The sequence below is a fragment of the Niastella sp. genome, from assembly GCF_045805085.1.
Taxonomy (GTDB): domain Bacteria; phylum Bacteroidota; class Bacteroidia; order Chitinophagales; family Chitinophagaceae; genus Niastella.
This window is the reverse complement of the sequence record NZ_JBJMLX010000389.1, coordinates 1-17828: the sequence shown is the minus strand read 5'-3', so window position 1 is coordinate 17828 and position 17828 is coordinate 1. Positions and strand designations below refer to the sequence as shown.

Annotated in this window: 15 protein-coding genes; 8 read left to right on the top strand and 7 right to left on the bottom strand. The window is 43.9% G+C overall.

Features of this window, described 5'->3' with window-relative positions; translation table 11 throughout:
* The first annotated feature begins 160 nt into the window (after positions 1–160).
* Positions 161–1966, top strand: a complete 1806-nt coding sequence (locus ACJ751_RS20220) for a DUF4082 domain-containing protein (RefSeq protein WP_407747333.1) — start codon at positions 161–163, stop codon at positions 1964–1966.
* Between the two features lie 116 nt (positions 1967–2082).
* On the opposite strand, the gene ACJ751_RS20215 is transcribed toward ACJ751_RS20220, so the two are convergent.
* Positions 2083–2487, bottom strand: a complete 405-nt coding sequence (locus ACJ751_RS20215) for a response regulator (protein ID WP_407747332.1) — start codon at positions 2485–2487, stop codon at positions 2083–2085.
* Between the two features lie 256 nt (positions 2488–2743).
* Between ACJ751_RS20215 and ACJ751_RS20210 the strand changes: the two genes are divergently transcribed.
* Positions 2744–4243: a malate:quinone oxidoreductase gene (locus ACJ751_RS20210; RefSeq protein WP_407747331.1), complete on the top strand. Its 1500-nt coding sequence runs from the start codon at positions 2744–2746 to the stop codon at positions 4241–4243.
* Positions 4244–4308: 65 nt separating this feature from the next.
* On the opposite strand, the gene ACJ751_RS20205 is transcribed toward ACJ751_RS20210, so the two are convergent.
* Complete coding sequence (locus ACJ751_RS20205; protein WP_407747330.1) at positions 4309–5058, bottom strand: SDR family oxidoreductase; 750 nt, start codon at positions 5056–5058, stop codon at positions 4309–4311.
* A gap of 450 nt (positions 5059–5508) precedes the next feature.
* Here ACJ751_RS20205 and ACJ751_RS20200 point away from each other — a divergent pair, with 450 nt between their 5' ends.
* From ACJ751_RS20200 to ACJ751_RS20185, 4 genes are read left to right on the top strand one after another with little or no spacing between them, the layout of a single operon-like run.
* Entirely contained in the window at positions 5509–6507 is a 999-nt protein-coding gene (locus tag ACJ751_RS20200) for a glycosyltransferase (protein ID WP_407747329.1), read from the top strand.
* Positions 6500–7642 carry a UDP-galactopyranose mutase gene (glf, locus tag ACJ751_RS20195; protein WP_407747328.1) on the top strand — a complete coding sequence of 381 codons (1143 nt, stop codon included), beginning with the start codon at positions 6500–6502 and terminating at the stop codon, positions 7640–7642. Before ACJ751_RS20200 ends, glf begins: the two co-directional genes overlap by 8 nt.
* On the top strand, positions 7632–8894 hold the full coding sequence (locus ACJ751_RS20190; protein WP_407747327.1) for a family 1 glycosylhydrolase: 1263 nt from the start codon (positions 7632–7634) through the stop codon (positions 8892–8894). The genes glf and ACJ751_RS20190 overlap by 11 nt, the downstream gene beginning before the upstream one ends.
* A 36-nt stretch (positions 8895–8930) precedes the next feature.
* Positions 8931–10139 carry a family 1 glycosylhydrolase gene (locus ACJ751_RS20185; protein ID WP_407747326.1) on the top strand — a complete coding sequence of 403 codons (1209 nt, stop codon included), beginning with the start codon at positions 8931–8933 and terminating at the stop codon, positions 10137–10139.
* Between the two features lie 346 nt (positions 10140–10485).
* Here ACJ751_RS20185 and ACJ751_RS20180 read toward each other — a convergent pair whose 3' ends face one another.
* Positions 10486–11496, bottom strand: coding sequence for a phosphatidylserine decarboxylase (locus ACJ751_RS20180; RefSeq protein ID WP_407747325.1), 1011 nt, complete (start codon positions 11494–11496; stop codon positions 10486–10488).
* Positions 11497–11651: 155 nt separating this feature from the next.
* Between ACJ751_RS20180 and ACJ751_RS20175 the strand changes: the two genes are divergently transcribed.
* Positions 11652–12527: a cyanophycinase gene (locus tag ACJ751_RS20175; RefSeq protein WP_407747324.1), complete on the top strand. Its 876-nt coding sequence runs from the start codon at positions 11652–11654 to the stop codon at positions 12525–12527.
* 81 nt (positions 12528–12608) lie between these two features.
* Here ACJ751_RS20175 and cphA read toward each other — a convergent pair whose 3' ends face one another.
* Together cphA and ACJ751_RS20165 are read right to left on the bottom strand one after the other, a co-directional pair.
* Entirely contained in the window at positions 12609–15242 is a 2634-nt protein-coding gene (gene cphA / locus ACJ751_RS20170) for a cyanophycin synthetase (protein WP_407747323.1), read from the bottom strand.
* A 100-nt stretch (positions 15243–15342) separates the two neighbouring features.
* Positions 15343–16257, bottom strand: coding sequence for an isoaspartyl peptidase/L-asparaginase family protein (locus tag ACJ751_RS20165; RefSeq protein ID WP_407747322.1), 915 nt, complete (start codon positions 16255–16257; stop codon positions 15343–15345).
* 111 nt (positions 16258–16368) lie between these two features.
* On the opposite strand from ACJ751_RS20165, the gene ACJ751_RS20160 reads away from it, so the two are divergent.
* On the top strand, positions 16369–17235 hold the full coding sequence (locus tag ACJ751_RS20160) for a cyanophycinase (protein ID WP_407747321.1): 867 nt from the start codon (positions 16369–16371) through the stop codon (positions 17233–17235).
* A 13-nt stretch (positions 17236–17248) separates the two neighbouring features.
* Here the strand turns inward: ACJ751_RS20160 and ACJ751_RS20155 are convergent, their stop codons facing one another.
* Both ACJ751_RS20155 and ACJ751_RS20150 read right to left on the bottom strand, forming a co-directional pair.
* On the bottom strand, positions 17249–17548 hold the full coding sequence (locus ACJ751_RS20155; protein WP_407747320.1) for a hypothetical protein: 300 nt from the start codon (positions 17546–17548) through the stop codon (positions 17249–17251).
* 45 nt (positions 17549–17593) lie between these two features.
* The coding region (locus ACJ751_RS20150; protein WP_407747319.1) for an Hsp20/alpha crystallin family protein at positions 17594–17828 on the bottom strand (235 nt) is incomplete at its 5' end.

Here is a 17828-nt window from a genome sequence, read left to right as displayed (position 1 = left end):
ATGGATTGGCGTGTAAAATATAAAAAGGGTTTGTAATTCAAAAACTTGCGCGGATAATAAAAACTACTACGGAGAAGTACGATGCATCTTCCAAATCTTTCCACATACCCTTATTAGGCCCAATTATTGATTTGTCCCACATATAAACATACCTTACTTTATGAAAAGAACCTGTAGTGTTGCGGGCAACACGCTTTTTCCTATCCTTGCTATCGTATTATTACTGTCTGGCTGTAAAAGAGATCTTGATTCAGCCACCAATGAAAAAACCAAATTGGCCGCTGCAGGGTCGTATACGGTGTTCACCACCCAACGGCCAACCACAACTGATTCTGACACCCCCGTTGAATTGGGAATGAAATTCAAATCGACTGTTTCCGGAGAAATTACAAAATTCAGGTACTTTAAACCGGCCGGTGAAACGGGCACGCATACGGGTCGTTTATGGTCTGCCGGCGGCGTTTCGCTAAAGACTGCTGTTTTTACCAATGAAACAGATACCGGGTGGCAGACCGTTGTGCTGGATACTCCCTATCACATTGTGAAAGATTCAATTTATGTTATCTCAGTGAATGCAGTTACCCGTTATGCAGCCACGCCCAGTGAGCTGGGGGTTGCCATCGTAAATGGTCCTTTAAGCAACATCGCCGGTAACAACGGGGTGTATACGTATAAATCAGGAACCTTTCCGGTAAGTTCGTATAGCAATACCAATTACTACCGCGATATTGAATTTGTAGCCACCGATAACGATGCCAATGCGCCCACGGCGCCGGGTAATCTTTCCACATCAGGCATCACCAACAACAGCGTGGTGCTTGGCTGGTCTGCCAGTACCGATGATGTTGGCGTCACAGGGTATGAAATATACAAGAACGGGTCCTTGTTAACCACTGTTACCACTACTTCTTTTTCTGTTACCGGTTTAAGCCAGGGCACCGCATACAGTTTTTATGTGAAAGCAACAGATGCCTTTGGCAATCGTTCTGCATCCAGTAATGTGGTTACTATTACTACGCTGAATACAGGTGGCATTACGCATGGTATGCAGCTTACCACTTCCCTGGTAGGACCGACAGGTATTTCTATCACTTCATTCACAACCGTACCTGGCGGCACATTTACCGGCACAGCATTGAATGGCTGGGGCAGCCTGGCCCGTACCGTAGGCGCCGGCGGTGAAACAATTGATGGATTTACTTTTCCGGCAGGAACCGTGGTATTGCAGGGCGCAAACGTAAGCTCCCGGATCACGGTTAGCTCAGGCTGGCTGGTGATACGGGGTTGTAAAGGAGCCATCCTGGCCAACCATCCGCTTGGCAATGCCGGTGGAGTGGCTGCTTTGTATTGTGAACTCTCCCAGTTTAATACCGGTGGCCGCAAATGGAACATGCAGCCTGTGGCGTCCATTGTGCATCGCTGTTATTTCCCACATAGCGGGCTGGAGAATGTTTATTCAGACAATGTAACGGTTACTGAATGCTGGATAACACCCGACCCGGCTGCGGCAGGCGCAGACGATCACATCGATGGTATTCAAACCTGGGGTGGACAATATTACCTGAACTTCTCCCGTAATCATATTGAATTTAACGGCCCTTATACACCCCAGGCCGCTTTATCGGGCATGATAGGCATGTATTCAGACGGCGATCAGCTTGGTTTTGAGGGTTACGATCATGTTGCGGTAAACAACAATTATTTTATCCTGCATGGTTATGGTGTTGCGTTGCATGCACCGCTGGCTGTGCCCGTAACAAACATGACTGTTACCGGCAATCGCTGGAAATGGTCAACTGATGCGGAGGATAAAGATTATACCAATGCGGTATATCATAACCCCAGCTGGTCAATTCCCAATTATAAAGCAAACGGCAATAGCTGGTCAAACAATCGCTGGGCCGATGGTCCTTATGCGGATTCGTTCCTGTTACCTGATAATCAAACTTCGAGGTTAGAATATTAAGGTTGAATAGATCATACTACAAAGCCCCGGTACCGGCTCAGCCGGGATCGGGGCTTTTTTAGCACCTCTAAATGAGATTCTGATTATAATTTCAAAGTAAAACCAAAAGACTAACGTTAGTTATTTTCCCATCTGATGAAAAAAATATCTTTTAATTTTTCAACCAGGTCCTTTATGGTGGAGGGTTTTGCCAGAAAATGAGAAGCGCCTAACTGGCGAACTTCTTTTTGTAGCTCGGTATTATGAGAGGTACTGCAAATAATGATCGGTATAGTGGCATAACCAGGCAGCTTGCGAATTGACTCCAGGCAATGATTGCCACTTAACTTAGGCATGTTCCAGTCTATAAACAACATATCAGGGGGATTAAAAGCCGTGTTTGAAAGGGTCGCCAGCGCTTTTTCACTGTCCTGGTAATACAGCAATTCAAAGTTGTGGGGAAGGCTGTTAAGCGCTATATTAAAAATATACCCATCATCTTCATCATCATCAATGAGCAAAATTCGAGTAGGATAACTCATGAAACTATTAAATTGTAGTAAAAATACGATACGGACCATGCACGTCGGGTTAAAAATATCCAAATAGGTGGACTAATGAAATGGAAGAGACTGATTTAGTTGCCCGGGTAATTGGATATTCCAGATCCCATACATAAAACCTTGTAGTGAAAATTGTATCATATTGATTAAATGTCTAACCAACAATACAATGAAATTCAAAGTTGTTCGTTAACTTTGCGGCGATTGCTGGCCCATTATTTTATAAATAGTAATAATGGCAAACAGAACAACGAAAGAAACTGATGTAATCCTGATAGGTGCCGGAATAATGAGCGCAACGCTGGCAATGTTACTCAAACAGTTGAATCCTTCTATAAGAATTGAAATTGTAGAACGGCTGGACAGTGCAGCTGCTGAAAGTTCCGATGCATGGAATAATGCCGGTACAGGCCACTCCGCATTTTGCGAATTAAATTACACCCCTGAAAAAGAAGATGGCACGATCGACATTTCGAAGGCCATAAAAATTGCGGAATCTTTCGAGGTTTCAAAGCAATTCTGGGCTTACCTGGTAGCCAACCAGGTGATAGAGTTGCCTGATTCATTTATTAAACCTATCCCCCACATGAGCTTTGTATGGGGAGAAAAGAATGTCAGCTACCTGCGCAAGCGTTATGAAACAATGCAGACCTGTCACCTGTTCGAAGGCATGCAATATTCGGAAGATCATAACCTCATCAGGGAATGGGTACCGCTGGTGATGGAAGGAAGAAAAAGTGATGAGCAGGTGGCTGCTACCAAAATGGATCTTGGTACAGACGTAAATTTTGGTACGCTGACAAGAAATCTTTTTGCGGCCCTTGGTTCAATGGAAAATGTGAACCTTCATTTTAAACATGGCGTTACCAACCTGAAAAAGAAAAATAATAAATGGAATGTGAAAGTGCTGCATGAAGAAAATAACGACCTGCACACTTTAATTGCGCCATTTGTATTTATCGGTGCGGGCGGCGGGTCCCTTCCTTTATTATTAAAATCAAAAATACCGGAGTCAAAAGGTTTTGGCGGATTTCCTGTAAGCGGACAATGGCTACGTTGCACCAATGAGGACGTTATTGAGCAGCATGCCGCTAAAGTGTATGGAGCAGCAGCAGTAGGCTCCCCTCCTATGTCTGTTCCTCACCTGGACACCCGGTGGATAAAAGGAAAAAGGGAATTATTGTTCGGCCCTTATGCCGGGTTTACCACCAAATTTTTGAAGAGTGGTTCATGGCTTGATCTTATTAAATCTATCAAATTCAGTAATATCAAGGCAATGATCTTTGCCGGCGTGCGCAATCTACCCCTGACAAAATACCTGATTGACCAGGTACGATTAACACCTGAAGCACGCCTGGAGGCATTGCGGGAATATTATCCAAATGCGCGTAAGGAAGACTGGGAACTCGCCGTAGCCGGTTACCGGGTGCAGGTGATCAAGAAGCATGAGGAAGAAGGCGGCATCCTGGAGTTTGGGACTGAAGTTGTAAGTGCAGCCGATGGAAGTATCGCTGCCCTGCTTGGCGCATCACCAGGCGCATCGACGGCGGTTTCGATAATGATAGACCTGGTACGCAAATGCTTCCCTGAACAGGCCAACAGTACTGAATGGCAAAAAAAGCTCAAAGAAATGATCCCTTCTTATGGCAAGCCATTGGGCAAGGATGAAGCCCTCACGCAGCATGTTCGTGAATACACAGGTGAAGTGCTGGGATTACATCAACTTCATTTTTAATAATAACTAAAAGAAGCCCCCTACTTGCTTCCCCCAATGGGGAAGGTTAGTGGGGGGCCATTTTTTTACCAGGGTTGACTTGTTGGTCCAATGGTAAACTCATTTACGTTGGTATCTTCAGGTTGTTCAATGGCGAAAGCAACAACGTTAGCAATCCGATCAGGTGTAATGCCATATTTTCTGTACAACTCGGTCATACCTTGTGCAGCATTCTTATCAGTGATCGTATGTAACAATTCTGTGTTAATTGCGGCCGGATAGATAGTTGCTGTACGGATGTTAGTGCCCTCCAGCGCAGATTCCATCCGCAGCACTTCCATTAAATCACGAACTGCCCACTTGGTGGCGCCATACACCGCACCGTTTGGATAAGCTTTTAACCCGGCTACAGATGAAGTAGTAATGATATGTCCAGACTTTTGTGCGGTGAAAACCGGTAACACGGCGGCAATACCATTCAAAACTCCTTTAATATTCACATCGATCATCTGGTTCCATTCATCAGTTTTCAATGCAGAAAGTGGCGAACTGGGCATTAGTCCGGCGTTCAGGAAAATTACATCTACACCGCCGAAACTGTCTTTAGCCAGTTGAACAAGTTGTTTACTATCCTCCGGATTAACCACATCTGTAACCCGGGAAACGGCATCACCGCCATTTGCTTTGATGGCTTCAACCAATTTTGCCAGCCGGTCTTCCCGTCTTGCGCCCAATACAACTTTTGCTCCTTTTTGTGCTAACAGCCTGGCTGTAGCTTCTCCTATACCTGAAGAAGCTCCTGTTATAATGACGACTTTGTCTTTAATGTTTGACATAATAAAAAAAGTTTACTCTTATCGCTGATTTGATACCTGCCACAAAGTTATTTAGGAATGCCTTCCCGGTGGTAAAGATTATCAAATCAATGGTTAAGAATTTCAAACCTCCTGCACGCTGAGGGTTCCACACCATGCCATAAGCGTGGTATGATTTTTTAGTTATTATAACATAATCCTCCCCAGACATCTTCAATAATTAATCTGGTTTTAATCTCCGCTCTCCATTAGAAAACTACATACATAAAGTGCATTAAATAATTGGCCATCTGGCTATTAAAATTCATGTTATAACATGTTAGTGTTATGGTAAACATTGATATTATATGTTTCTGTCACCTCAGGTGGAATTTCGTTTTTCAACGTCCCCAACATTTATTGAGCCGGTTTGCCAGAAACCGCCGGGTGTTCTTTATTGAAGAACCAATTTTCGATGCAACTGATAATCATATGGAAATTACTATAGATGAAACAAATACGGTTTGTATAGTAGTGCCCCATTTAAAGCCCGGGATGAAAGAGGAGGAGGTGATGGCTGCGCAGCAACATTTGCTTGATAATATGTTGAAGTCAATGCATATAAATAAAAATATGCTATGGTATTATTCTCCGATGGCCTTGGGCTGGACCGATCACCTTGATGCGGAACTTATAATTTATGATTGCATGGATGAGCTTTCTGCTTTTAAATTTGCACCTCCCCTGCTTGTTCTGCGTGAACAAAAATTATTGCAAAAAGCCGATGTGGTTTTTACCGGCGGCCAATCTCTTTATGAAGCAAAAAAGCATCTGCACAATAATATATACCTGTTTCCCAGCAGTATTGATAAAGCACATTTCAACAGGGCCCGTTCTCCATTGCCAGAACCTGTTGATCAGGCAACGATACCGCATCCACGAATAGGTTATTATGGAGTACTGGATGAACGGCTGGATATTGACCTGCTGAAAGAACTGGCGGCTTTGCGACCCGACTGGCATTTTATCCTGGTGGGTCCGGTGGTAAAGATCGATGAGGCGGAACTTCCACGGAAAAATAACATTCATTATCTGGGGAGTAAACAATACAAAGAGCTTCCCAGTTACCTGGCCGGCTGGGATATAGCCATGATGCCTTTTGCATTAAATGAATCAACCAGATACATTAGCCCGACTAAAACACCAGAGTACCTGGCAGGTGGAAAACCGGTTATTTCAACCCCGATCAAAGACGTTATTACGCCCTATGAAGAAAATGGATTGGTGCATATAGCTGCTACGCCTGCATTGTTTATAGCAGCCGCAGAAGCTATTTTAACAAAAGCCGGATATGATAATTGGCTTACAAATGTAGACAGGTTCTTATCTGGTATTTCCTGGGATGAGACCTGGCAAAATATGGAAGCACTCATTGAAAGGGCGATAGAAAATAAACAGAAAGCTAATTCAAAAGCACATAATTATGTTTGATTATTTAATTGTAGGAGCAGGATTTGCAGGAGCGGTAATAGCAGAAAGGTTAGCCTCCTGTAGTAACAAAAAAGTGCTGGTTGTAGAAAGCAGGCATCATATTGGGGGAAATACCTATGATTATTATAATGATGACGGCATATTGGCACATAAATATGGTCCGCATATCTTTCATACGAATTCAAGGGAAGTATATGATTACCTATCCAGGTTCACTGCCTGGCGGCCATACGAACACCGGGTACTGGCAAGTGTAGATGGTATGCTGGTGCCTATTCCGATAAACCTGAATACGATCAATCAATTATACGGAATGCATTTGTCTTCGCCCGAAGTGGAAACCTTCCTGGCATCAAGGGCAGAAAAAAAAGACCGGATCATAACATCCGAAGATGTTGTAATTAGTAAAGTAGGAAAAGAGTTGTATGAAAAATTCTTTAAGGAATATACCCGCAAACAATGGGGTTTGGACCCTTCGGAACTGGATGCTTCCGTAGCAGCCCGTATTCCAACCCGTAATAATTGTGATAACCGGTACTTTACCGATAAATTTCAATCTATGCCGTTGCATGGGTATACCCGGTTATTCGAGAATATGCTGTCACACCCCAATATAAAGGTGATGCTTGGCACCGATTACAAAGACATTGAAGGAGAAATTCCTTATAAGAAAATGATCTATACAGGCCCGGTTGATTATTTTTTTGATTATTGCTATGGTAAGCTGCCTTATCGTTCCATTGAGTTCAGGTTTGAAACATTGGAAATGGAGCGCTATCAACCTACAGGCACGGTAAATTATCCTAACGAACATCCATACACAAGAGTAACCGAGTTTAAGTATCTGACTGGTCAAAAACATCCTAAAACGACTGTTGTATTTGAATATCCGAAGGCAGAAGGAGATCCCTATTATCCCGTGCCCCGGCCCGAAAATGCAGAATTGTATAAAAAATACCACTTACTGGCCGGTGCCCTGCCAAACGTATTTTTTACGGGCAGGCTGGCCACTTATAAATATTACAATATGGACCAGGTAGTAGCGCAATCATTGACGCTTTACAAAAAATTAAGTGGCGATACAAAAAATGAACGACCTATTAATGGACAGAAATTGCCTACTTATGAATCCTGAAATCTGGGGCGGTATTGAATGCACTATTAACCGGATAGGAAATACTTTTCGCGATCAGTTGCATTATTGCGGGCATTATACAAGAGACGATGATATTGACCGTATTGCGGAACTGGGCATCCGTGCATTACGATATCCTGTTCTATGGGAACGTCATCAGCCTGTGCGTAGCCAGGTAATTGACTGGTCATGGACAGCGCAGCAATTACAAAAGATTGACAGGAATAATATAACGCCCATTGTTGGCCTCATTCATCATGGAAGCGGTCCTGCCTATACGAATTTATTGAACGATAATTTTGCAGGTGGACTGGCCGAATATGCGCAACAGGTGGCCAGCCGTTTTCCCTGGCTTGAATATTTTACGCCGGTAAACGAACCGCTTACAACTGCCCGGTTTAGCGGATTGTATGGATACTGGTATCCGCACCTTACAGATGCGTACAGCTTTGCCGTAATGTTGTTGAACCAGGTAAAGGCAACAGTGTTGGCCATGCAAGCCATCAGGCGCATAAACCCGGCTGCCAAACTGGTGCAAACAGAAGACCTTACAAAAATACACAGCACAGAACTGTTAAGTTATCAGGCCGGTTTCGAAAATGAACGCCGGTGGTTAACCTATGATCTGCTATGTGGAAAAGTAACCCGTGATCATCCGTTATGGGGTTATTTTTTATCACTGGGTATTAAAGAATCCCAATTATTCTTTTTTACTGAGCACCCTTGCGTACCTGATATCATGGGAGTAAATTATTATGTTACCTCTGAACGATACCTGGATGAAGACCTGGATGCTTATCCTGTGCATACGCACGGTGGAAATGGCATTCATGAATATGCAGATGTAGAAGCAGTACGGGTAGCAAAGTCTGCCGGCATAAAAAAGCTCTTGCTCGAAGCCTGGGACAGGTTCCATTTGCCAGTAGCCATAACAGAGGTGCATTTACATTGTGATGAGATAGAACAGGGCCGGTGGTTTAAGGAGATCTGGGACAGCTGTTGTATGGTAAAGGAACGCGGAGTGGACCTCAAAGCAGTAACGGCATGGTCGTTGCTGGGAGCTTATGACTGGGTGAGCCTGTTAACAAAGCATGAGCAGGTGTATGAATGCGGTGTTTTTGATATAAGTGATAACGTATTACGGCCCAGGCTAACAGCAGCTATTATACGTTCTTTGACCAACGAGGGTCATTGTAATCATCCGTTGTTTGAGCAAAAAGGCTGGTGGCATTATAATAGCCGTTCAATTTAATACAGATCCGTTTCACAAACCATTTCAATAAATGATATGTCAGGAAATAAATTCATGTTTGCAACAGGCATCGAGAATAGTTATCCAACTATTCCGTTACCAAATGGAAAAACAAAGCGGGTAGATGAAATGGCTAAAACCGGGCATTATGCGCACTGGGAAAAAGATTTTAGTTTATTGACAGACCTGGGAATTGAGTTTTTACGGTATGGGCCTCCCTACTTCAGTACGCATACAGCGCCTGGTCAGTTTGATTGGGCGTTTGCAGATGCCACCTTTAATAAATTAAAAGTGTTGGGTATCACTCCCATTGTTGATCTGTGTCATTTTGGAGTGCCCGACTGGCTGGGCAATTTTCAAAATCCTGAATTCCCTTTTTTCTTTGCAGAATATGCACGGGCATTTGCAGTGCGATTTCCAGAACTTCAGTTGTATACACCCATCAATGAAATATTTATTGCTGCTATGTTCTCGGGTCAATATGGATGGTGGAATGAATGCCTGAAATCGGATAAGGCATTTGTTACCGCTTTAAAACATTTATGCAAGGCCAATGTGCTTGCCATGCATGCTATTTTACAGGTTCAACCTGATGCTACTTTTATCCAAAGCGAATCATCTGAATATTTTCATGCGCAAGACCCCAAAGCGGCTCCTTTGGCCCGCTTCCTGAACCAGAAAAGGTTTTTGTCACTTGATCTCACCTATGGTTATCCCTTAAATGTTACCATGTACGAGTTTTTGCTGCAAAACGGTATGACGAAAAAAGAATATAACTGGTTTATTGAAAACCAGGTAAAAGCACGTTGTGTGATGGGTAACGATTACTATGTTACCAACGAACACCTCGTTCATCCTGATGGCAGCACACAGGCTGCCGGTGAAATTTTTGGGTATTACGTAATTACTCAACAATACTATCGCAGGTACAAACTGCCCATCATGCATACTGAAACCAATATCAGAATGCCGGCCTGTAAGGAGTGGTTAACAAAACAATGGGCCAACTTACACAGATTGAAACACGATGGGGTTCCTGTTATAGGTTTTACCTGGTATAGTTTATTGCACCAGGTTGACTGGGACTCTGCCCTCCGCAATGATGCAGGAAATATAAATGAATTGGGTTTGTATGATCTGAACCGGGAAATTATGCCAGTGGGTCAGGCGTATAAGGAATTAATAATGCAATGGAAGGACATTATTTCTGAAGAAAGCTTTGGGTTGATCTTTCAACAATGGTAAGAACCATTATCAGCTATCTGATAAAAACAGTTTTTGCCCGGATTATTTCTGCAGTAAATAAATTGAAAAGATCATGAGGCGGAATGGAACTTTTATCCTTGCCTGACAAGTCAGTTCTGGGTTGTTCTGTAAAAGCCCAGGTTTCATCGCTGGTGATGTATTTTCTTTTTTCCTGAGGCGATGAATATTTTAGACGTTCGGTTAATTCAATGTAAATCATGCTTTATTACTGTAAAAAACAGGCCAGCCTAACAGAAAATTAATGATATGATAGTTATAGATTTATAAATTAACTCTTACACCCGGTCTGTTAAAATGGGTAATATGATTCACATATCAGCCACTTTTAAAGTGTGCCAATTTGCTCGCCCTGCTTATAATGAGTACCTGTTTTTGCACTAAACACTACCGGTTTTTCAAATAACATGATAATATCTGAACCACCAAAGGCAAAATAACCAAATTCATCGCCTTTCACCAGTTTTGCTTCTTCCTCTGCAGTAATGACAGCCGACGAAATATGGCCCATGCCAACAGGTATTACCGCTATAAACCCTATGGGTGATTCAATGATTATATGTGCGCGGGTGTGCGTAAACTGAAAACCAACATCATCCGTATTTTCCAAAGAACCATCCGGTTTTTTTGTTTCTGTTATCCAGGTGGTGGCCGGTACTTTTTTAACTTCTTTTATTATACCGCTTACAGGTACATGATATCGATGATAATCAGTTATGGCTAAAAAGCTGTGCGTAAATACGCCTTCCTTAAATGAATCTTTATAGGCGCTCCCATCGAGCAGCGTCTGAATAGAATAGGTACTGCCTTTCACTGTTATGGTTGAATCCCTGGTAATTTTCCACGTACCCATAAAAGTGCTGTCGGCAGGTGAAACAATAATGCTGTCATTGCATCTTTCTGCTACAGGTCTTTTTCCGGGCTTTAACTGCCGGGCCAGAAACTGGTTATAGGATAACCAGCCACTTGGCCCTTTTATATAGTCATCAATTTTATAGTCGGGATTATTGATAAAACTGTCAAGCGTTGCTGTTGATTCAATAGTATCCAGAAAGCTACCCCTGGCCTGGATAAACTCATTGATCCAGGCATTAAAGTCAGCATCTTTTTTTAAAAGATCATCTGGTGATCTATCAAGAACAAAATAGAACTTCCGTACAGAAGGCATCAATGCTTCCTCTGTTGGGATATGCGTTAGTATATTGTCGAGGTATTGATAAAACTCCGCCAAATTAATCATTCCTGGCTCGTTAGCCTGCTGTAATGAGACATTCACTGCGTTCTTCAGCCCGCTATTCGACTCCAGGAGATCCTGCAATTTTTGAACAACTGCTTGCATAGCCATATAAGTTAGTTAATGCATACCATATTACTTATTGCAATTGTTAAACCACCCGATCCTATTCCGGTTTCCTTGCATGAATGCTGCAAGCATATCTTACATGGCATAAATTTTTTTCTCAGGTTAATAAGCGGTATTAAATAAAAACAACTATGGCAGAACACGTAAATGCAAAGAAATCAGAATGTCCCACGCCCGCTGGAATTTTGGTTATTATTGGCGGAAAAGAAAATAAAGGCGAGCAACCAGGCAAGGATGGGCAGTCACAAAATGTTATTGAACTTGAAATACTGAAAGATTTCACAGGCTATATTAAAAAGAAAAAACCTGTCATTGAAATAATTACTTCTGCCAGTTCCGAAGGGGAAGAGTCATTCAAAGAATACCGTAAGCTTTTTAAACAACTGGACATAACAGAAGTTAGGCATATTCACCATAACAGACGGGAAGAGGCATTAAACGATCAGCTGATAGAACGCATTGACCAGGCTGATGCTTTTTTCTTTTCGGGTGGGGACCAGTTAAAACTGACCACGATATATGGAGGCACCCACCTGCTTACGGAATTAAAGAGTAAATATATCAGTTCCCCCATTGTTATTGGCGGCACCAGTGCAGGGGCTATGGCCCTTTCTACTCCCATGATCTATGCAGGGAATAAGGATGAGGAGCAGATCTGCGGTGAAATAAAGGTCACCACCGGTCTTGAATTTTTGAAAGACGCCTGCATAGATACGCATTTTGTACACCGTGGCCGGTTTGTACGTATGGCGCAGGTAATTGTTTCCAATCCTTCCTGCATTGGATTTGGGATAGAAGAAGACACCGCCATTGTAGTACGTAATGGGCTGGAGGCGGAAATAATAGGCAGCGGCACAGTGATTGTTATGGAGGGAAGCAATATCAGCGATACGAATTTTACCAATTTTGCCGAAGTACAGGCCGTCTCTATCCGCAATTTAACCGTGCATTTACTGGCCCGGGGCGATAAATACATTATCCCGCAAATCAATCCCCCGCATAAATAACTTTCTCAGGGTCCATAGCAGCTAAAAAGGGAGCCGGATATTTTATTCCAGCTCCCTTTCTTTTGTATATAGCATTACAATTTAAGCTACGGCTTTTTCAGTTTTTGCCATTTCAGGGATCATAAAGCTGCGGATATGTTCAACCACTGCTTTTATATTATCCGCAAAGAAAACAATCACTGAATTTTCGGTTGCATTTTTAATAACTGCTTCCACTGCCTTTAATTCATTCGAAATAATGGTGATCTTTTTCGCAGGTGCAATTTGCCGGATGCCATCACAGATCAACCGATCTATGTCGGACTGGGTTCTGCCCCGCAGATCATCATCATGCCGGATAATAAGTTCGTCAAATATGGCAGCAGCTTCCATTCCCAATGACCTGATGTCTTCATCACGGCGGTCCCCCACCCCTGTTATCACCCCTACTTTTATTGAAGCGGGCATTGATTTGATAAAGGAAGCGATCGCTTTTACTCCATGCGGATTATGCGCATAGTCAACTATTATTCTGAACGAATTAAAATCAAATACATTCATTCTTCCCGGAATGGTTTCAGGGCATGGAATAAAGGTCTTTAATGCTTCGGCAATACGGCCGGGATAGATCCTTTGTATAAAGGCCGCCAATGTTGCAGGTAATATGTTTTGAATATTGAAATCGGCGGTTCCCGAAAAAGTGATCGGTATATCTGCTGCCTTTGCCAGGGTGTATACCATTTGTCCCTGTCTGATGGTAAGATACCCGTTTTCATATACAGCTGCCAGACCGCCATTTTTTATATGTTGCTGTACCTGCATATTATCGGGATTCATAGTAAAATACGCCACATTACAATGAAGATTTTCACTCATCTTAAGCACTAACTCATCATCTGCATTCAGGATGGCATATCCATCGGCATGAACTGATTCGGGCACTACCAATTTTACCCTTGCCAGATCTTCCAGTGAATCGATGCCTTGCATCCCGAGATGATCTTCAGCAATATTGGTAACAATAGCCACATCACATTGGTCGAAGCCGAGACCAGCCCGTAAAATTCCTCCCCGTGCACACTCCAGCACAGCCATGTTCACCCCGGGGTCTTTTAACACGATCCTGGTCGATTCCGGACCGGTACAATCGCCTTTCACAATCATTTGATCCTGGATGTAGATGCCATCGGTGGTAGTATACCCCACCTTATAGCCAGCCTGTTTGGTAATATGCGCCAGCAGCCTGGTGGTAGTGGTTTTACCATTGGTGCCGGTGATGGCCATAATGGGGATGCGTCCGTTTTTTTGAGACGGGAACAGCATATCAACGATGGCCTTTGCTACCGGACGGGGTTTACCTTTTGAAGGAGACAGGTGCATCCGCAGTCCCGGCGCTGCATTCACTTCCAGCACAGCCCCGCCATTATGCGTAATGGGCGTACTTAGATCAGCCGCCATAATATCAATCCCACAAATATTCAAACCCACCAGCCGGGCTATACGTTCAAACAAAGCTATATTATCAGGATGCACCTCTTCGGTAACGTCTTCGGCAGTACCGCCGGTGCTGAGGTTGGCGGTTGTTTTCAATAATAACTTATACCCTGCTGAGAGGACACTATCGGGCGTATACCCTTTTTTTCTTATTAACCCCTGCGTTACCTCATCGATCTTTATTTGGGTTAACACCTTTTCGTGATCATTGCCTCTGTTGGGATCTGCGTTGATCCGGTCTATCAGTTCACGAATGGTATGCCTGCCATCGCCAGTGACAGCCGGTGGTGTTCGCAAGGCAGCGGCCGTATACTTATAATCTACAACCAGAATCCGGTAATCAGAGCCGGCAATGCATTTTTCACAGATCAATTCCGGGCTGTTTTGTTTAGCCAGCCTGAATGCGCTAAGCGCCTCTTTGTAATTTTTTATATTGGTGGTAATGCCATTACCCTGACAACCATCCAGGGGTTTTAAAACAACAGGATAGCCAATTTCATCGATGACCGGTAATAATTGTTCTTCTTCACTTATCACCCGGCCCTCAGGTACCGGTATATAGTTGCTATGCAATAGTTGTTTAGTAACCTGTTTATTGCAGGCAATGTCTACGGCAATATTACCAGTGGTGGAGGCAATGGTTGCCTGGATCCTTTGCTGTGCGGCGCCATAACCTAACTGAAGGAACGACTCATCGTTGAGCCGCATAACCGGGATATTTCGCCTGATGGCCTCCTGCACAATAGCATTGGTGCTGGGGCCTAACCGGTTCTTTCCTGCTATGGATTCTATGGCATCAATGTCTTCCTGGATATTATAAGGGCTTCCCTTGATGAGCGCCCCGGCTATCCGCACGGCGGCCTGCGCTGCATATTTACCAGCTTCTACATCTTCATAAGCAAACACCACCTGGTACAACCCCTTTTTACCCGCTCCGCGCGTACGCCCAAAACCTGTGTGCATCCCTGCCAGGAATTGTAATTCCAGCGCAATATGTTCTATTACATGCCCCATCCAGGTGCCATCCTGTACCCGTTTAAAAAAGCCGCCGCGTATCCCTTCCGAACAGCGATGTTCTACAAGAGAAGGCAGTAATGTTATAAGGCGTTCGTAAAATCCCGGAATACAATTGGTTGGTTGTTCTTCCAGCTCTTCCAGGTCAAGTAACATCACAATCAACTTATGTTTTCTCACCGACCAGTAGTTTGGTCCCGCCGTTGCTTTAATATCAATCACTTTCATAGTAATATTAAAGTTTAAAAAGAAACAATAAATTATTATACCATAAAAGTCACGAAAGCCAATGTGGAGCGCTGTTTCAATGGTGAAAACATTTCTACAGCTATTCAAAGATCCTGATAGTGATCTCCCCATTGACATTGCAGCAAGCCCTGTACATACCTTCTGAATTGTATGGCATTTGTATGTTACCCCAGCGATCGATGGCTATCAGCCCGCCCCTGCCATTTATTTTTTCAAGCCGTTGTATGGAATAAGCACATGCTTCAGGCAGAGTAAGCAATTTATATTCAATGAGGCAGGAAATATCATAGGCTGCCACGGCCCTGATAAAATGTTCCCCATCGCCGGTACAGGAAACGGCGCAGGTATTGTTGTTGGCATAAGTACCGCAGCCAATAATAGGGCTATCACCCACCCTGCCATATTGTTTATTGGTAAGGCCGCCGGTACTGGTAGCAGCCGCCAGGTTGCCCTCTTTATCCAGCGCAACGGCGCCTACAGTACCAAAATTCAGATCAGCCGACTGGTCCCGCTCGTTCTCCTGTTTCTTCTTCCATTGGTGGTAGCGGAGGTCGGTATAAAAATAATCAGCCGTTGCTTCCTCCATCCCCTGCTCCCGGGCAAACTCAACAGCGCCCTGTCCGCTCAGTAAAACATACCTCGTTCGTTCCATAACAGCCCTGGCCACTTGTATGGGGCTTTTAAAACCACTGAGGGCAGCCACTGCGCCGGCTGCCAGTGTGCTTCCATCCATGATGGCCGCATCGAGGGTATGTCCGCCAGCTGCATTGAAAACGGCGCCCCGGCCTGCATTGAAAAATGGACAATCTTCCAGTTCCATAACAGCCGTTTCCACCGCATCGAGGCTGCGGCCTCCATTTTGCAGGATGTGTAAACCAGCCTGCAGGGCCTGCCGCAACGCCTTTTCATATTGTTGCACTACGCTTTGTGAAAAGCGTTCTCTATGAAGCGTGCCGGCACCGCCATGAATGGCTATGGCAAATTGTTCATTCATATAGGAACTAATTTTTTTAAAGTTATTGAAGCAGTCGTTCAATAACTAAGCCATGGTTTGCCTGTTATACATACAGTATCGTTGTTTATGATCAATATTAATATGTAAGGAATGGCTGATATAAAAGGAATTCTGGTGCCTATTGGAGGGGCCGAAGACAAAGGGATCGATTACATAAAAAGCGCTACGGAAAACTCCCGGTTCGATTTTTTTGAAACGGGTATTTTGCGACAGATCGTTAAACTCCTGGAAAAACAACAGGGTACGCCCAAGATTGAACTGATCACCACGGCTTCTTCCTTTCCTGAAAAAATGGAAGAAACCTATTGCAAGGCATTTGGAAAATTGGGGTGTGATAATATGAGCCATCTTTTTATCACCCACCGCGACCAGGTAGATACAGAAGAACATCTGGAAAGGTTAGGCGCCTGTAATTGCATCATTTTTACAGGTGGCGACCAGTTAAGACTCACCTCCATATTGGGCGGTACTGAATTCCTGGCCTGTATTAAAAGGCGGTATCTGGAAGAGCCTATTGTAGTGGCCGGCACCAGTGCAGGCGCCATGGCCATGGGTGGCACCATGATCTATGATGGCAACGCTACCCGGGCGCATCTGAAAGGAGAAATAAAATTCAGCACCGGGTTCGATTTTATTTCCAATGTGATCATAGATACGCATTTTGAAAAAAGAGGTCGCTTTAACCGGCTGGCGCAGGCAGTGGCCGTACAACCCGGTATCATTGGTTTTGGACTGGCCGAAGATACGGGCATGATCATTTCAGCCGGAAACAATATTGAAGTAATTGGCTCAGGCATCCTCACTATTTTAAATGGAAAGAACATAACGTACACGAACCTCATAGATATTACCGACCAAATGCCTATTTCGGTAGAAAATATCATTGTGCACATTCTTTCACAGGGCGAAAAATACGATCTCGCCACCAATCAGCCAATGCGGCCGGGAATGCAGTAAGTGCGGCGCCGTTTTAAAAGGGCGTTATTGGTTTAAGTGTCAATAGTCGAAAGGTTTCGCGTAATATCAATTTACAATTATCACCAGCTTCACAGAGAATGGCAAACCGGGTTTTAAGCACAGTGGACAGTGCATCTCTTATTTCTAACAGATCAAAGCGAATGGCAGCCGGACTTGTGGGGTTGTCTGCACCACTTAATTGCGCAAAAAGATCAACCGCTGCGTCGAGATCACCAGTGAGGGGGAAACGGCCGGCGTCAACATATCCTTCAGGCACACGAACATTTACCACAATTTCATATCTCGGTTCCATAGCAATAAATTGTAATAAAAACCTGCCCAGGGGGGCGGGCTTGTGTTAATTAATTGAGATCTGTTTTGGCCCTTTTTGCTTAGCCTCTTCCCTTTTAGGGATAGTTAAATTTAAGAGACCATTTTCGTAAGTAGCCATAATTCTTTCAGCGTCTACCACGTCCTTGGGAAGCTGAAAAGTCCTGGTGAAAGACTGATAGCTGAATTCCCGGCGGGTATAGCTCTCTTCCTTCTTTGTTTCTTCAAATTGTTTGGCAGAACTGATGGTAAGCTGATTGCCG

What these genes read in the sequence shown, in the direction of transcription:
- ACJ751_RS20220 (WP_407747333.1), top strand. Translation starts at nt 161, where the DNA reads ATGAAAAGAACCTGTAGTGTTGCGGGCAACACGCTTTTTCCTATCCTT.
- ACJ751_RS20215 (WP_407747332.1), bottom strand. Translation starts at nt 2,487, where the DNA reads ATGAGTTATCCTACTCGAATTTTGCTCATTGATGATGATGAAGATGAT.
- ACJ751_RS20210 (WP_407747331.1), top strand. Translation starts at nt 2,744, where the DNA reads ATGGCAAACAGAACAACGAAAGAAACTGATGTAATCCTGATAGGTGCC.
- ACJ751_RS20205 (WP_407747330.1), bottom strand. Translation starts at nt 5,058, where the DNA reads ATGTCAAACATTAAAGACAAAGTCGTCATTATAACAGGAGCTTCTTCA.
- ACJ751_RS20200 (WP_407747329.1), top strand. Translation starts at nt 5,509, where the DNA reads ATGGAAATTACTATAGATGAAACAAATACGGTTTGTATAGTAGTGCCC.
- glf (WP_407747328.1), top strand. Translation starts at nt 6,500, where the DNA reads ATGTTTGATTATTTAATTGTAGGAGCAGGATTTGCAGGAGCGGTAATA.
- ACJ751_RS20190 (WP_407747327.1), top strand. Translation starts at nt 7,632, where the DNA reads ATGAATCCTGAAATCTGGGGCGGTATTGAATGCACTATTAACCGGATA.
- ACJ751_RS20185 (WP_407747326.1), top strand. Translation starts at nt 8,931, where the DNA reads ATGTCAGGAAATAAATTCATGTTTGCAACAGGCATCGAGAATAGTTAT.
- ACJ751_RS20180 (WP_407747325.1), bottom strand. Translation starts at nt 11,496, where the DNA reads ATGCAAGCAGTTGTTCAAAAATTGCAGGATCTCCTGGAGTCGAATAGC.
- ACJ751_RS20175 (WP_407747324.1), top strand. Translation starts at nt 11,652, where the DNA reads ATGGCAGAACACGTAAATGCAAAGAAATCAGAATGTCCCACGCCCGCT.
- cphA (WP_407747323.1), bottom strand. Translation starts at nt 15,242, where the DNA reads ATGAAAGTGATTGATATTAAAGCAACGGCGGGACCAAACTACTGGTCG.
- ACJ751_RS20165 (WP_407747322.1), bottom strand. Translation starts at nt 16,257, where the DNA reads ATGAATGAACAATTTGCCATAGCCATTCATGGCGGTGCCGGCACGCTT.
- ACJ751_RS20160 (WP_407747321.1), top strand. Translation starts at nt 16,369, where the DNA reads ATGGCTGATATAAAAGGAATTCTGGTGCCTATTGGAGGGGCCGAAGAC.
- ACJ751_RS20155 (WP_407747320.1), bottom strand. Translation starts at nt 17,548, where the DNA reads ATGGAACCGAGATATGAAATTGTGGTAAATGTTCGTGTGCCTGAAGGA.